Raw genomic sequence first — 12,462 nt, 5'->3', positions numbered from 1 at the left:
GTAGACGTCCGCAGGTCGGAGCGACATCCGCCGCCGCGGTGCGCCGCACCTACAGTGGACGCCGTGCCTGCGACGACCGCCCCCGACACACGTGAGCAGGTGGACGAGGCGTCGTCCACCGCGGACGCGTGGGTGACGATCGTCTGGAACGACCCCGTGAACCTCATGTCGTACGTCACCTACGTGTTCCAGACGTACTTCCGGCACCCCCGCGAGAAGGCCGAGCGGCTCATGCGGCAGGTCCACGAGGAGGGGCGCGCGGTCGTCTCGACCGGCAACCGCGAGGCCATGGAGGTCGACGTGCAGGCCATGCACGGGTACGGGCTGTGGGCGACCCTGCAGCGCGGAGGGCAGTGATGCGGGCGTTCCGCCGCCAGAAGGGGCGCTACGTCGCGCGGCTCGACGCGGGCGAGCGCGCCGTCGTCGCGTCGGTCGTCGCCGACGTCGCCGAGCTGCTCGGCGCGGGCCGCTTCGAGGACGGCCCGCCGCCGGCGGCCGGGCCCGACGCGGGACCCGACGGGAGCCCGGGCGGCGCGCCCGACGTGGGGGCGTGGCAGGTGCGCACCGCGCCCCTGCCGCCGCCGCAGGACCCGGCCGTGCGGCGGCTCCTGCCCGACGCGTCGCGCGACGACCCCGAGGTCGCCGGCGAGTTCCGCCGGCTCACCGAGGACGACCTGCGGGCCCGCAAGATCGCGCGGCTGCGCTGCCTGTGGACGTCGCTCGTGCACGGCGAGCCGGGCTGGCCCGAGCACGCGCTGGTCGTGCACCCGCGGTCCGCCGACGACGTCGCGGCCTGCCTCACCGACCTGCGGCTCGTGCTCGGCGAACGGCTCGACCTGCGCACCGACGAGGACTCCGAGGCGCTGTACGACGGGCTCGGCGACGGCGACGAGGACGACGTCCGCGCGTACCTGGCGTCCGTGTACGGCGCGCTGTCCTGGCTGCAGGAGTCGCTCCTCGCTGTGATGCTCGACGCACCCGACCCGTCCCCGGGTGGGCGCACCGGCGACGACGGCTAGGCTCGGCCGGGTGAACGACGCCCCCATCGGGATCTTCGACTCCGGCGTCGGGGGTCTCACGGTGGCCCGGTCGATCCTCGACCAGCTGCCGCACGAGTCGACGCTGTACATCGGCGACACCCTCAACGGTCCGTACGGCCCCAAGCCGCTCGCGGCGGTGCGCGCGCACGCGCTCGAGATCATGGACGACCTCGTCGACGCGGGCGTCAAGATGCTCGTCATCGCGTGCAACAGCGCGTCGGCGGCCGTGCTGCGCGACGCGCGCGAGCGGTACACGCAGCGACGCGGCCTGCCCGTCGTCGAGGTCGTGCTCCCCGCCGCGCGGCGCGCCGTCGCCGCGACGCGCAACGGTCGCATCGGCGTCATCGGCACGCGCGCGACCATCGACTCACGGGCCTACGACGACGCGTTCGCGGTCGCGGGCGTCGAGCTCACGTCACGTGCGTGCCCGCGCTTCGTCGAGCTGGTCGAGGCCGGTGTGACGTCGGGGCCCGACGCGCTCGCGACGGCGCGCGAGTACCTCGAGCCGGTCCGCGACGCGGGCGTCGACACGCTCGTGCTCGGCTGCACGCACTACCCCCTGCTCACGGGGGTCATCTCGTACGTCATGGGGGACCAGGTGACGCTCGTGTCGAGCGCCGAGGAGACGGCCAAGGACGTGTACCGCACGCTCGTCGCGCACGACCTCGAGCGGGACCCCGCCGCGGGTCCGGCGACGCACCGGTTCCTCGCGACCGGCGACCCCGAGGGCTTCGCGACGCTCGCGCGCCGGTTCCTCGGCCCCGAGGTCGAGTCGGTCGAGCCGCGCGAGGCGCTGCGGTGAGGCTCGTCGTGCTGGGCTGCGCCGGGTCGTTCCCCGGTCCGGACTCGGCCGCGTCGTCGTACCTCGTGCAGGCGCGGGACGCCGACGGGCGCACGTGGTCGGCCGTGCTCGACCTGGGCAGCGGCGCCCTGGGCCCGCTGCAGCGCTGGGGCGACCCGGCTGCGGTCGACGTCGTCGCGCTGTCGCACCTGCACGCCGACCACGTCGCCGACATGGCCGTGCTGGGCGTCTACCGGCGCTACCGGCCCACGGGTGCGCTGCCGCCGCTGCCGGTGCTCGGCCCCGCGGGCACGCGCGAGCGCCTCGCGCACCTGTCCGGCCACGACCCCGCGACCGACACGCAGGAGCAGTTCGACGTGCGCGAGTGGCGCGCCGGCGAGCCCGTGCGGGTGGGTCCGCTGACGCTCGAGGCCGTGCCCGTCGAGCACCCCGTGCCCGCGTTCGGCATCCGCGTCACGGGGCCGTCGGAGGCGGACCCCGGGCGCCGCGTGACGCTCGCGTACAGCGGCGACACCGACGCGTGCGACGGGCTCGACGCGCTCGCGGTCGACGCCGACCTGCTGCTCGCCGAGGCGGCGTTCGTCGAGGGCCGCGACGACCACGTCCGCGGCGTCCACCTCACGGGCCGCCGCGCCGCCGAGGCCGCCGCGCGGGGCGGTGCCCGCCGGCTCGTGCTCACGCACGTCCCCGCGTGGAACGACCCGCGCGCGGCGCTCACCGAGGCGGCCACCGTCTACGCCGGCCCCACCTCCCTCGCGGCCCCGGGCGCCACGTACACGCTCTAGCCTCCGCCGAGTGCACCAGCACGCGGCCGAGTGCGCCGGCTCCTTCGGCAGCACTCGGTGGCGTGCTGGCGCATTCGGTGCAGGCTGTGGATGTGCGCAGCGGCGCGCAGCCCGCGGGTGGGACCGTGCCGCGGTGGAAGACTCGACGACATCGCCCGCTCCGGGCGGCGACCGGTCCGAGGACGAGCCCGCGCTGGTGCGTACCGGTGTGCCGGGGGAGAGCCGCCGGGCGTGGAGCCGTGACGGGCCGTCACCGCCGTGGCGGGACCGCCGGCTTCAGCGCGTCAGGCGTGGTGCCTACACCGATGCGGTGGCATGGGCGACGTCGGACGAGGACCGGCGGCACCTCGTCCGCGCGCTTGCGGTGACCGGCGCGGCCCGGACTCCACCGGTCCTGTCCCACAGGTCCGCGGCCGTCGTCCACGGGCTGCCGCTCGTGGGACGACGTGACGACCGTGTCCACGTCGTCCGCGGTGCCGCCGACGGTGGACGGTCTCGCGGTGACGTCGTGCGGCACACCGTCGAGGACGTGCCCGAGCCCGTGACGGCGGGCGGGCTCCTCGTCACGGACGTCGCCAGGACGATCGTGGACCTGGCACGCGCAGACGGGATCGTCGCCGGAGTCGTGGCCGGCGACCACGCTCTCCGGCTGCGGGTGACGACGCGCGACGCGGTCGCCGCCGAGGTCGAACGGCTCCGGCCGGGTGCCCGCGGGCGGCGTCGTGCGCGTGACGTGCTGCGCCTCCTCGACGGCCGCAGCGAGTCGCCCGGCGAGTCGCTGAGCCGCGTCCGGATGGACGAGGCAGGGATCCCCCTGCCGATTCTGCAGCACGAGGTGCACGACCGTGCCGGGTTCGTGGGAAGGGTCGACTTCTGGTGGCCCGAGCACGGTGTCGTGGGGGAGTTCGACGGCCGCTCGAAGTACGGAGCGACCGGGACCGCCGCAGCGGACGCCGTGTGGCGGGAGAAGCTCAGGGAGGATCGGCTCCGCGCGTCAGGCGCCCGCGTCGTGCGCTGGACGTGGCGTGATGCGTGGGACCGCGATCCGATGCTCCAGCTCCTGCGTTCCGCCGGCGTCCGCTGACCCCGTCGACCGAGTGCGACGGCACGCCACCGAGTGCGGGTGACGCAGCAGGCGCGCTCGGCCGCGTGCCGGCGCACTCGGAACGAGTTCGGAGGGCGTGGGCGTGCACACGTAGGGTCGGGGCATGGTGAGCGCGATGGGTGCAGGCACGGGAACAGGCGCGGGCGCAGGCGGGACGCGGGCCGACGGGCGACGGGTCGACGAGCTGCGGCCCGTGACGATCACGCGGCGGTTCCTCGACGCGGGCGAGGGCTCGGTCCTCGTGGAGTTCGGCGGCACCAAGGTGCTGTGCGTCGCGTCGTTCACCGAGGGCGTGCCGCGCTGGCGCAAGGGCTCGGGCGAGGGCTGGGTGACCGCCGAGTACGCGATGCTGCCGCGCGCGACCAACAGCCGCTCGGACCGCGAGTCCGTGCGAGGCAAGGTCGGCGGGCGCACGCACGAGATCTCGCGCCTGATCGGGCGCTCGCTGCGGGCCGTCATCGACGTCGCCGCGCTCGGCGAGAACACGGTCGTGCTCGACTGCGACGTGCTGCAGGCCGACGGCGGCACGCGCACGGCCGCGATCACCGGCGCGTACGTCGCGCTCGCCGACGCGGTCGCGTGGGCGACGTCGCAGCGCCTCGTCAAGCCGGGGCGCCAGGTGCTGCGCGACTCGGTCGCGGCCGTCAGCGTCGGCGTCATCGACGGCGTGCCCATGCTCGACCTGCCCTACGAGGAGGACGTGCGCGCGCAGACCGACATGAACGTCGTCACCACCGGCTCGGGGACGTTCGTCGAGGTGCAGGGCACGGCGGAGCACGCGCCGTTCGACCGCGCCGAGCTCGACGCGCTGCTCGACCTCGCGCTCGCGGGCACCGCGCAGCTCGCCGCGCTGCAGGCCGCCGTGCTCGGCGCGCCGGCCGGCGACGGCAGCGCGACCCGGGTGCCGGTGCCCGGGACGGACGCCCCGTGACCCCGCCCGGCGTGCACGTGCCCGCCGGTGCGCGGCTCGTGCTCGCGACCCACAACGCGCACAAGGTCGGCGAGCTGCGCGCGATCCTCGCGCCCGCGCTGCCCGGCCTGGACCCGGCCGCCGTGGTCGGCGCGCGCGACGTGCACGCGCCCGAGCCCGTCGAGGACGGCGTGACGTTCGAGCAGAACGCCCTCATCAAGGCGCGCGCGCTCGCGGCCGCCACGGGGCTGCCCGCGGTCGCCGACGACTCGGGCCTCAGCGTCGACGTGCTGGGCGGCGCACCCGGGATCTTCTCGGCGCGCTGGGCGGGGCGGCACGGCGACGACGCGGCCAACCTCGCGCTGCTGCTCGCGCAGCTCGCGGACATCGCACCCGAGCACCGGGCCGCGCGGTTCGTGTGCGCGGCGGCGCTCGTGACGCCCGACGGCGTCGAGCACGTCGAGGTCGGCACGCTCGAGGGCACGCTCGCGGCGGCGCCGCGCGGCGCTCACGGGTTCGGCTACGACCCCGTGCTGGTGCCGCTGGGCGACACGCGCACGTGCGCCGAGCTCACCCCCGACGAGAAGAACGCGATCAGCCACCGCGGGCAGGCGTTCCGCGCGCTCGTGCCGCACGTGGTGGCCGCGCTGGGCTCGTGAGCGCACCGGCCGCCCCGCAGGTCGGCGCCGTGCAGCTCGTCGCCGACGCCGTCACGTTCGGCTACCCCGGCCGGCCCGTTCTCGACGCGCTCGACCTCACGGTGTCCGCGGGGGACCGCATCGGGCTCGTCGGCGAGAACGGCGCGGGCAAGTCCACGCTGCTGGGCGTGCTCGCCGGGCGGCTCGTGCCGCAGTCGGGCGACGTGCGCCGCCGGGGGACGCTCGCGGTGGTCGAGCAGGACCTCGCGGTCGCGCCCGGCGACACCGTCGGCACGCTGATCGACGCCACGGCCGCGGCGACGCGTGCGGCGGCCGCTGGCCTGCAGACCGTCATCGACGCGTTCGACCACGACGGCGGCGACGTCGCGGCGCTGTCGGAGGCGATCGCGCGGTACGAGCACCTCGCGGCCTGGGACGTCGACCGGCGCGTCGACGAAGGGCTGTCGCGCCTGCACGCGCCCCGTGACCGCGACCGGCCGCTCGCGGAGCTCAGCGTCGGCGAGCGCTACCGCGTGCGGCTCGCGTGCCGGCTCGCCGAGCGCGCCGACCTGCTGCTGCTCGACGAGCCCACGAACCACCTCGACGCCGCGGGCGTCGACCACCTCACGGCGCAGCTGCGCACGTGGACGGGCGGCCTCGTCATCGTCACGCACGACCGACGACTCCTCGACGACGTCATGACCGCGATCCTCGACATGGACCCGTCGATGGACGGCCGCCCCGTGCTGTACGGCGCCGCGCGGTACGCGGACTACCGGTTCGCCCGCGACCAGATGCTGCGCCGGTGGCGTGCCCGCTACCGCGGCGAGCGCAAGCGCGCGCTGCAGCTCGCGCAGCGCCTCGACGCGTCGTACGAGGGCCTGTCGGACGAGTGGCGGCCGCCGAAGGGGTCGCAGAAGCACCGCCGCGGCACGCGCGCGCGGCAGCACGTCAAGGCCGCCGACCGGCTGATCGAGCGGCTCGAGGCGCAGGCCGTCGAGGTGCCGGTGCCGCCGCCCGCGCTGAGCTTCCCCGACCTGCCGTCGGTCCCCGCCGACTACGCGGGCGGCCCGCTGCTGGAGGTACGTGCGCCGCGCGTCGACGGCCGGCTCGACCTGCCCGGGCGGCGCGTCGACGTCATGCCCGCGGGTCGGCTGCTCGTCACCGGCGCGAACGGCGCCGGGAAGTCGACGCTGCTCGCCGCGCTCACGGGGCGCCTCGGGCTCGACCGCGGCACGCGCACGATCGCCCCGGGCGTCCGGCTGGGGGTCCTCGCGCAGGAGGGGCCGGGGGAGCGGCTCGCGACTCCCGACGGCGCACCGCCCACGGCCTTCGACGCGTACGCGCGGCACGCGCTCGACCTGCTCGACGCCGGTGCGCTCGACCCCGACGCGCTCGTGCCCGTCGCCGCGCTGGGCCTGCTCACCGAGGCAGACCTCGACCGCCCGCTGCGCGAGCTGTCCGTGGGGCAGCGCCGCCGGTTCGACCTCGCGTGCGCGCTGCTCGCGGCCCCGCACGTGCTGGTGCTCGACGAGCCGACCAACCACCTGTCGGTCGGGCTGGTCGACGAGCTCACGGTCGCGCTGCGGGCGACGTCGGCGGCCGTCGTCGTCGCGACGCACGACCGGCAGCTGCGCGCCGACCTCGCGGACTGGCCGCACCTCGACCTGGCCGGCTGACGCGCCGCACGGGTGCGCCGCCCCGGCGGGAGGTCACGCGGCGTCCGGCGTCGCCGTCAGCGCGGCGCGGGCGGCAGCCGGCGCTCGAGCGCCCACAGCGCGGGGCCGAGCAGCGCACCGCCGACCATCACGGCGAGCGCCGCGAGCAACGCCCGGCCCGTGCCGAGCGCCGACGCGTCGAGGAACGGGTAGGGGTACCAGCCCGTGACGGCCCCGTGCACGAACGTGTAGACCAACCAGACGGCGGGCAGCACGAGCGCGGCCGCGCACGTCACGAGCCGCACGCGCGGCCGCGGCCCGGCCACGAGCCACGCGAGCACGGCCCCGACGGGCACGACGGTGTGCAGCAGCAGGTTCGCGGCCTGCCCGGCCGCGGTGATCGGCGCGTAGCCGCTGAGCAGCGCGTGGTAGATCGCGAACGTCACGACGATGAACAGCACCGAGTCGAGCCGCAGCGCGCGGAACCACGGGCCGTCGTGCCGCGGGCGGACCGCGAGCAGCGCCGACACCCCGAGCACGAGCACGTTCGACCAGATCGTGAAGTAGCTGAACAGCAGGACGAGGTCGCCGTCGGGGGAGGTCAGCGCACGGCCCACCTCGAGGCCGACGCCGGCGAGCGCGCACGCCGCCACCAGCGCGTGCAGCACGCGGGCCGTCGTGGTGCCGACCCCCCACGCCGCCTGCGCGGGGTCGTGCGTCACGGCAGCCGGCCGACCCAGGCCATCGCCTGCCGCAGCAGCAGGCCCTGGCCGCCGTTCATCTCGACCTGCACGGCCTCGGTGCACGCCTCCTCGGGCGTGAGCCACGCGAGGTCGAGCGCGTCCTGCTGCGGACGACAGTCGCCGGCGACGGGCACGACGTACGCGAGGGACACCGCGTGCTGGCGCGGGTCGTGGTACGGCGTCACGCCCGGCGTCGGGAAGTACTCCGCGACCGTGAAGGGTTGCGGCGACGCGGGCACGTGCGGCAGGGCGACGGGTCCGAGGTCCTTCTCGATGTGCCGCAGCAGCGCGTCGCGCACCCGCTCGTGGTACATGACGCGACCCGAGACGAGCGCACGCGACATCACGCCCTCGGGGGTCACGCGCAGCAGCAGACCGACCGCGACGACGTCGCCCGACTCGTCGACGCGCACGGGCACCGCGTCGACGTAGAGGATCGGCAGCTGGGCGCGGGCCGTCGCGATCTCGTCGCGGGACAGCCACCCGGCGGGGCGCTCGGGACCAGGGGGGAACTCGGCGGACGCGGTCACCGTGCAGTTGTACCCCGTCGTCGCCCGGTCGGCCGCATCGCCCCGCGGGAATACCGGCGGTCCGTGCGGCGCTGAACCGGGCGAACCCCGTCAGGATGGAGACAGACCCGATGGCCACCACCACGCTGACCGCGAACACGATCGCCGACACGATCAAGGACAACGAGATCGTCCTGGTCGACTTCTGGGCGTCCTGGTGCGGCCCGTGCCGCCAGTTCGCGCCCGTGTTCGAGGCGTCGAGCGAGACGCACCCCGACATCGTGCACGCGAAGATCGACACCGAGGCCGAGCAGCAGCTCGCCGCCGAGCTCCAGATCACGTCGATCCCGACGCTCATGGCGTTCCGCGACGGCGTCCTGGTGTTCAACCAGGCCGGTGCGCTGCCCGCGCCCGCGCTCGAGCAGGTCGTCGCCGCCGTCAAGGAGCTCGACATGGACGACGTGCGCAGCAAGATCGCGGAGCGCCAGGCCCAGGCCTGAGCCGCACGCCGCAGCGTCGACGGGGCGCCCACCGACCGGTGGGCGCCCCGTCGTGCGTCGGACGACCTCGCCCGCCGGCTGCGCCGCCGAGGCGACCGCCGGCCTCAGGGCGCGGCGTCGCGCGGCGCTGACGAGCGGGCCGCGAGCCGTGCGAGCAGGCGCTCACCTCCCGCGCCGTACCGGTCCGCGAAGTCGCTGGCGACGTCGGCGTCCTGCAGCTGCGCGAAGGTGCGGTCGTCGAGCTCCGGGTCGGCGTCGTCGGCGGAGTGCAGCCACACCCACAGCTCGCGCCCCGCGGCGTCGCGCAGCTCGCCCTCGTCCCGGAGTCGACGCAGCGCCGTCACGACCCGGTCCTCGTAGTCGTGGCCGAGCTGCGCGTACGCGTCGTCGTCGAGCTCGGCGCCGGTGCCGTCGAGGGCCGCGCGCGTGCCCGAGAGCTCCCACAGCGCGCTCGTCACGCGCCCGGGTGCGACGTCGTCGGGGTCCTCGGCGGTCAGCGGCCACTCCGAGGCCGACCACGCGTACGCCGCGCGGTCCTCGCTCGGACCGGGCAGCGCCGCGAGCCACGTCGTCCCGGCCCCGGCCACGAAGAACCCGGTGAGGTCCTCGACCATCCCGCACGCCACGAGCGCGAGGGACTCGTCGGCCTCCCGGAGGTGGGCGATCCCGACCCGGAGGGTCGTGAGGATCGCGGCGTCGAGACGGGACAGGTCGTGCACGCGTCGACGGTAGCCGCGTGCGAGGGACGTGCGCCACGTACGACGGGGGTGCGGGGACACGGGGAGTCGGCTCCGCACGGGGTGCTCCCGACGAGGCGGTCCCGGTCGACGAACGGCGCACCGTGGGGGGCGACGCGAGCACATCACGAAGGACGTGAACATCTAGGGCGTCCTGTCGCCGCTCCCGTTTCCCCGGCTCCGGGAGATCGGGCCACGAGGACAGGCGACACGCTGCGTCGGCTCCAGCTCGCTGCCGACCGGGTGATGGATGGTGGCGGTGTCGTCCCGACCACGACGGCCTGACCTGCCGCTGCCGACGTCATCGACAGGCTGATGCGGGCTCACGGTCCGCAGGGCGACGTCCGGGTGACGTGAGAGTGGAGAGGAGTGTGTGGTGGCTGACGTCCTCCTGGCGGTCCTCGATGGCCGACGATTCGACGCCACGAGCCTGGGGCGCGCCGCGCGGGCGCAGTGGAGCGGGGTCGGCTTCTCCCCGTCCACCGGGGAGCTCGCGCAGTCCTCGGTCGGTCAGATCGAGATCCGGCGCGGCGTCCAGAGCATCAGGATCGTGGTCCTCGCGGGTGGGGCCGGGCTGGGTGTCGAGGGGGATGACGAGCTCGCTGTCGACGTTCTCGCGTGGCTGACGCGGCTCGACCCGGTCCGGCAGAGGGGCACTGTCATGATGACCGACTGGTCGGCCGATCCGGTCGAGCTGGAGCCCGACATGAGTCGGTCCGCACTGCTCGCGTTGCGTGATCGATAGCGAACGCCTCGTGGGCGCGCTGGTCAGCGTCTCGGACAGGTCGTGCGGGAGACGGGAGTCGAACCCGCACGCCCTTCCGGGCACCAGGACCTAAACCTGGCGTGGCTGCCGTTTCACCACTCCCGCGCGCTGCGAGTCTGGCACGCGCCGACCCGCCGCGTGGCGTCAGGCCGCGTCGATGCCGAGGTCGCGCCGCAGCTTCGCGACGTGCCCGGTGGCGCGCACGTTGTACTGCGCGAGCGCGACCTTGCCGTCGGGGTCGACGACGACGGTCGACCGGATCACGCCGGTGTACGTGCGGCCGTAGTTCTTCTTCTCGCCCCACGCGCCCCACGCCTCGAGCGTCGTGTGCTCGGTGTCCGACAGCAGGGGGAACGTCAGCGACTCGTCCTGCGCGAACTGCGCGAGCTTCTCGACCGGGTCGGGTGAGACGCCGACGACCTCGTACCCGGCGCCCTGCAGCGACGCGAGCGAGTCACGGAAGTCGCACGCCTGCGTCGTGCAGCCCGGCGTGGCCGCGGCGGGGTAGAAGTACACGACGACCGAGCGTCCGCGCAGGTCGGCGAGCGAGACGGTGCCGCCCGTCGCGCTGGGGAGGGTGAGGTCGGGCGCGGTGTCACCGACGGCGAGACGAGGCACTGTCACTCCTGCGGGTCGGGGCTGGGGACGACGTGCGCCAGCCTACGGCGCGTGCGGGGTAGCGTCGGCGGCGTGACTGCGCGCGACACCTCCCGGCCCACGAGCGCGGGCGAGCTCCCGCTGCGGATGCTCAACGACCGGCTCCTGGTCGAGCTCGACGACGAGGCGGCCGAGCGGCGCACGGGCGCCGGCATCCTCATCCCGTCGACCGCGGCGATGGGCAAGCGCCTCGCGTGGGCGACGGTCGTCGCCGCCGGCCAGCACGTGCGGCAGGTCGAGGTGGGGGACCGCGTGCTGTTCGACCCCGAGGACCGCGCCGAGGTGGAGCTCACGGGGCGCACGTACCTGCTGCTGCGCGAGAAGGACGTCCACGGGGTCGCCGACCCGCGGGCGGGCGCCGAGGGCACGGGGCTGTACCTGTGACGACGGGTCGCTGACGGACCGTCCGGCCGCCGCTCGCCAGACCCGTCCGCGTGGACGTGACCTGCGCGACGTGTGAAACGTTCGTGAGAACGCGCCCTGGGGGTCTTTCCTCACGTGTCGGACGTTCCGATACCGCACCATGGGAAGGGGGCATCCACGGCGGGGACAGGACGAGGTGGACGGATGGACGGACGTGACGGCGGTGCCTCGGGCACCGGGGCGACGGAGCTGCCCGACGGCGACGAGCCGGTCGTGGTGGCCGGCGTGGACGCCGCGAGGCACGCGCAGGAGCTGTTGGCCGAGCACGTGCCGCTCGCGCTCATCGCCGACCTGCTGACGCCGACGGGCGACACCTCGGCCGAGATCCTCGCGTCCGAGGGGCTGCCGGAGGACGCCTGGTGGGACGAGCGCGAGGGCGGCGGCGCGTCGCACGCGTGAGGGTCGTCACACGACGGCCCGTGGAGGCGGTTCCGGTTCGCTCGCACGGCCCCGGTCCTGCTAATCTCTACGAGCCGCGCGCCTCTAGCTCAATTGGCAGAGCAGCTGACTCTTAATCAGCGGGTTCAGGGTTCAAGTCCCTGGGGGCGTACCAGCACTCAGCCCCGTCGGACGTCGTCCGACGGGGCTGAGTCGTTCCTGCGGGTCGCGCGCCGCGGGTCGAGGCCCCGCGGGACCGACCGCCGCTGCGCGTGACGCTCGTCACTCGCCGACGGCGCCGTCGATCCGCTCGCGCAGCAGGTCCGCGTGCCCGTTGTGCCGCGCGTACTCCTGCACGACCTTCGCGACGTGCCAGCCCACGCTGCGGCTGCCGCCGGGCACCGGCGCGGCGAGGTCCGCGTTCTCGGCCAGCAGCCGGTCGGCGAGGACGCGGTGCTCGTGCCACTGCGCCATCGACTCGCCGACCATGGTGGGCGTGAGGTCGTCCACGTCGCCGTCGGGCGACTCCTCCGTGCAGTACAGGAGCGGGACGGGTGACCCGCTCAGTGCGCCGACGAGGTAGTGCCGCTCCATCTCGGTGAGGTGCCGGACCAGCCCCAGCAGGCTCAGCGCGGACGGTGCGGCGGAGCGTCGCACGAGCGCGTCGTCGTCGAGCCCGGCGCACTTCGCGGCCAGCGCGTCGCGGTGGAACGCGAGCCAGCCGAGCAGGAGGGCGTCGAGAGGGCCGTCGGTGGGTTCGGGTGCACGTGCCATGCGTCCACCCTGGCAGCGGGCGTGCGTCGGCGCGCGT

17 protein-coding genes and 2 tRNA genes are annotated in these 12,462 nt (G+C 75.2%); 13 read left to right on the top strand and 6 right to left on the bottom strand.

The window, feature by feature from the left end; genetic code table 11:
* The first annotated feature begins 63 nt into the window (after nt 1–63).
* The 8 genes from clpS (at nt 64) to E4A51_RS05050 (ending at nt 6,959) form a co-directional block, all read left to right on the top strand.
* Nucleotides 64–357, top strand: a complete 294-nt coding sequence (gene clpS, locus E4A51_RS05085; protein WP_046530418.1) for an ATP-dependent Clp protease adapter ClpS — start codon at nt 64–66, stop codon at nt 355–357.
* On the top strand, nt 357–1,019 hold the full coding sequence (locus tag E4A51_RS05080) for a DUF2017 domain-containing protein (RefSeq protein ID WP_134851043.1): 663 nt from the start codon (nt 357–359) through the stop codon (nt 1,017–1,019). The genes clpS and E4A51_RS05080 overlap by 1 nt, the downstream gene beginning before the upstream one ends.
* Nucleotides 1,020–1,029: 10 nt before the next feature.
* A complete protein-coding gene (gene murI, locus E4A51_RS05075; protein ID WP_070320431.1) occupies nt 1,030–1,842 on the top strand; it encodes a glutamate racemase in 813 nt (270 codons plus the stop codon).
* Nucleotides 1,839–2,627 carry an MBL fold metallo-hydrolase gene (locus tag E4A51_RS05070; protein ID WP_134851042.1) on the top strand — a complete coding sequence of 263 codons (789 nt, stop codon included), beginning with the start codon at nt 1,839–1,841 and terminating at the stop codon, nt 2,625–2,627. Before murI ends, E4A51_RS05070 begins: the two co-directional genes overlap by 4 nt.
* Before the next feature lie 10 nt (nt 2,628–2,637).
* The gene (locus tag E4A51_RS18230; RefSeq protein WP_167748826.1) at nt 2,638–3,711 is read left to right on the top strand and encodes a hypothetical protein; all 1,074 of its coding nucleotides are present in this window, start codon (nt 2,638–2,640) and stop codon (nt 3,709–3,711) included.
* Between the two features lie 136 nt (nt 3,712–3,847).
* Nucleotides 3,848–4,663: a ribonuclease PH gene (gene rph / locus E4A51_RS05060; protein WP_134851180.1), complete on the top strand. Its 816-nt coding sequence runs from the start codon at nt 3,848–3,850 to the stop codon at nt 4,661–4,663.
* Nucleotides 4,660–5,301 carry an RdgB/HAM1 family non-canonical purine NTP pyrophosphatase gene (gene rdgB / locus E4A51_RS05055; RefSeq protein ID WP_240696386.1) on the top strand — a complete coding sequence of 214 codons (642 nt, stop codon included), beginning with the start codon at nt 4,660–4,662 and terminating at the stop codon, nt 5,299–5,301. The genes rph and rdgB overlap by 4 nt, the downstream gene beginning before the upstream one ends.
* Before the next feature lie 29 nt (nt 5,302–5,330).
* Nucleotides 5,331–6,959, top strand: a complete 1,629-nt coding sequence (locus E4A51_RS05050) for an ATP-binding cassette domain-containing protein (protein ID WP_167748837.1) — start codon at nt 5,331–5,333, stop codon at nt 6,957–6,959.
* A 56-nt stretch (nt 6,960–7,015) separates the two neighbouring features.
* On the opposite strand, the gene E4A51_RS05045 is transcribed toward E4A51_RS05050, so the two are convergent.
* Entirely contained in the window at nt 7,016–7,660 is a 645-nt protein-coding gene (locus E4A51_RS05045) for a Pr6Pr family membrane protein (protein ID WP_134851039.1), read from the bottom strand.
* A complete protein-coding gene (locus E4A51_RS05040; RefSeq protein ID WP_046527999.1) occupies nt 7,657–8,211 on the bottom strand; it encodes an NUDIX hydrolase family protein in 555 nt (184 codons plus the stop codon). The genes E4A51_RS05045 and E4A51_RS05040 overlap by 4 nt, the downstream gene beginning before the upstream one ends.
* Nucleotides 8,212–8,321: 110 nt before the next feature.
* Between E4A51_RS05040 and trxA the strand changes: the two genes are divergently transcribed.
* Nucleotides 8,322–8,690: a thioredoxin gene (gene trxA, locus E4A51_RS05035; protein ID WP_062103346.1), complete on the top strand. Its 369-nt coding sequence runs from the start codon at nt 8,322–8,324 to the stop codon at nt 8,688–8,690.
* Between the two features lie 104 nt (nt 8,691–8,794).
* Here trxA and E4A51_RS05030 read toward each other — a convergent pair whose 3' ends face one another.
* Complete coding sequence (locus E4A51_RS05030; protein ID WP_134851038.1) at nt 8,795–9,409, bottom strand: hypothetical protein; 615 nt, start codon at nt 9,407–9,409, stop codon at nt 8,795–8,797.
* A 394-nt stretch (nt 9,410–9,803) separates the two neighbouring features.
* On the opposite strand from E4A51_RS05030, the gene E4A51_RS05025 reads away from it, so the two are divergent.
* A complete protein-coding gene (locus tag E4A51_RS05025; RefSeq protein WP_134851037.1) occupies nt 9,804–10,172 on the top strand; it encodes a hypothetical protein in 369 nt (122 codons plus the stop codon).
* A gap of 43 nt (nt 10,173–10,215) precedes the next feature.
* Here the strand turns inward: E4A51_RS05025 and E4A51_RS05020 are convergent.
* Together E4A51_RS05020 and bcp are read right to left on the bottom strand one after the other, a co-directional pair.
* Nucleotides 10,216–10,298, bottom strand: a tRNA-Leu gene (locus E4A51_RS05020).
* Nucleotides 10,299–10,337: 39 nt separating this feature from the next.
* Entirely contained in the window at nt 10,338–10,811 is a 474-nt protein-coding gene (gene bcp, locus E4A51_RS05015) for a thioredoxin-dependent thiol peroxidase (protein WP_070320437.1), read from the bottom strand.
* 126 nt (nt 10,812–10,937) lie between these two features.
* Here bcp and E4A51_RS05010 point away from each other — a divergent pair, with 126 nt between their 5' ends.
* The 3 genes from E4A51_RS05010 (at nt 10,938) to E4A51_RS05000 (ending at nt 11,826) form a co-directional block, all read left to right on the top strand.
* The gene (locus tag E4A51_RS05010; RefSeq protein WP_070320444.1) at nt 10,938–11,234 is read left to right on the top strand and encodes a co-chaperone GroES; all 297 of its coding nucleotides are present in this window, start codon (nt 10,938–10,940) and stop codon (nt 11,232–11,234) included.
* A 183-nt stretch (nt 11,235–11,417) separates the two neighbouring features.
* Entirely contained in the window at nt 11,418–11,672 is a 255-nt protein-coding gene (locus E4A51_RS05005; RefSeq protein WP_046528003.1) for a hypothetical protein, read from the top strand.
* 78 nt (nt 11,673–11,750) lie between these two features.
* Nucleotides 11,751–11,826, top strand: a tRNA-Lys gene (locus E4A51_RS05000).
* Between the two features lie 107 nt (nt 11,827–11,933).
* Here the strand turns inward: E4A51_RS05000 and E4A51_RS04995 are convergent.
* On the bottom strand, nt 11,934–12,425 hold the full coding sequence (locus tag E4A51_RS04995) for a DinB family protein (protein WP_070320438.1): 492 nt from the start codon (nt 12,423–12,425) through the stop codon (nt 11,934–11,936).
* Nucleotides 12,426–12,462 lie beyond the last annotated feature (37 nt).

This window comes from Cellulomonas sp. HD19AZ1, from assembly GCF_004535805.1.
Taxonomy (GTDB): Bacteria; Actinomycetota; Actinomycetes; order Actinomycetales; family Cellulomonadaceae; genus Cellulomonas; species Cellulomonas iranensis.
The sequence above is the reverse complement of the archived record's forward strand: the minus strand, read 5'-3'. Positions and strand labels throughout refer to the sequence as shown.

What these genes read in the sequence shown, in the direction of transcription:
- E4A51_RS05080 (WP_134851043.1), top strand. Translation starts at nt 357, where the DNA reads ATGCGGGCGTTCCGCCGCCAGAAGGGGCGCTACGTCGCGCGGCTCGAC.
- rph (WP_134851180.1), top strand. Translation starts at nt 3,848, where the DNA reads ATGGGTGCAGGCACGGGAACAGGCGCGGGCGCAGGCGGGACGCGGGCC.
- trxA (WP_062103346.1), top strand. Translation starts at nt 8,322, where the DNA reads ATGGCCACCACCACGCTGACCGCGAACACGATCGCCGACACGATCAAG.
- E4A51_RS05010 (WP_070320444.1), top strand. Translation starts at nt 10,938, where the DNA reads ATGCTCAACGACCGGCTCCTGGTCGAGCTCGACGACGAGGCGGCCGAG.
- E4A51_RS05005 (WP_046528003.1), top strand. Translation starts at nt 11,418, where the DNA reads ATGGACGGACGTGACGGCGGTGCCTCGGGCACCGGGGCGACGGAGCTG.
- E4A51_RS04995 (WP_070320438.1), bottom strand. Translation starts at nt 12,425, where the DNA reads ATGGCACGTGCACCCGAACCCACCGACGGCCCTCTCGACGCCCTCCTG.